This window comes from Levilactobacillus cerevisiae, assembly GCF_003946245.1.
Classification (GTDB): Bacteria; Bacillota; Bacilli; order Lactobacillales; family Lactobacillaceae; genus Levilactobacillus; species Levilactobacillus cerevisiae.
This window is the reverse complement of the sequence record NZ_RHNN01000080.1, coordinates 1-1,216: the sequence shown is the minus strand read 5'-3', so window position 1 is coordinate 1,216 and position 1,216 is coordinate 1. Positions and strand designations below refer to the sequence as shown.

General features: G+C 45.2%; 1 protein-coding gene. It reads right to left on the bottom strand.

Features of this window, described 5'->3' with window-relative positions; genetic code table 11:
• Positions 1-1,216: Eco57I restriction-modification methylase domain-containing protein (locus EKM99_RS15665; protein ID WP_318531067.1), on the bottom strand; the 1,216-nt coding region annotated here is incomplete at both ends.

Here is a 1,216-nt window from a genome sequence, read left to right as displayed (position 1 = left end):
CTGGGTCAGCGATCGCATCTAACACCCGATCCCTTTGCACATTCATACCGCCTTTAAAGGCTGACAACTTAAGGTACGTACCGCTTTCTTCAGTCTGAACGTTCTTCAAAACAAAGGTATTAATTGGCACCGTAGCCTCTTCAAAAGCTGAATACTCCATCTGAATCAGGCTATCAATTTTCTTGTGCTCAATTAAATACTTCCGCAGCTTCTCGTAAGTTTTGATGAACATCCAGACGAATGGCGTCATGAAGGCGGAGTAACCACCACGTTTCGTCAGGTTACTGTTGTTGAAGATGAAAATTGAAAACAGATCGCCAGAATAGTCCGCGTAATACTTCTTAACGTACTTTTTCAGTGCTGGATCCATCTTATTCATATACGGTGGATTAGTTACGACGACGTTGTAGTGCTCACGAAGAACTTCGGCAATTTTCAGAACGCGCAGAAGCTTTTCCTGCATTGCCTGAAAACCAAAGATATCCAAGTCATCCACTTGAACGGCCTTGATGTTTTGACGTAACTCGTCAAAATCATACTTCTCTGGACTATCAAAATGAATAATTGACCCCAGTTCGCGCGCATTACTGAAACGCTCAACAATATCCGCCGCCTGGTCGCGAGACTCATTAGGAATCTGCGTCATGAACTCTTCAGAAATATCGTCAGTGTCCTCAAAGACAAATACATTAGGTTCCACATTACCAGGACGTAGAGCACGGCGATTATACTGTCTGGCTTTCATCATCAAGGCAAAATAAGCCAATTGGTAGGCCCGCTTGTCGATCTCCAAACCGAAAAGATTCTGTTGCAGGATGAGCGTTGCGGCGTCACGTGAGGAATAGCCTTCCTCTGAGTAAATTTGCATTAAGACATCAAATGCATAAACCAGGATATGGCCGGAGCCCATGGCGTTGTCAATGATTTTCAAGTCTTCAACCGACTCAGTATCCCCAACCAATTCGATGTTGCTGGGCAGAAGAAAGGCCAAGTGCTCTTTTAGATTACTGTTCGGATGCCGTTCCAGCCAGTATTTTCCTAGTGAATTATCCACCATGTACTTCACGACCCAATCCGTCGTAAAGAGTTGAGTTGCGGCAGGGATATCAGCCTTTTTGACTGGTCCACCGGTGATGTTCACCACCTGATCGTGCGGCTCAGTATTATAATACTGATACAGCCACCCAATAATCTCCACCTGCCCACCAACGGCCAC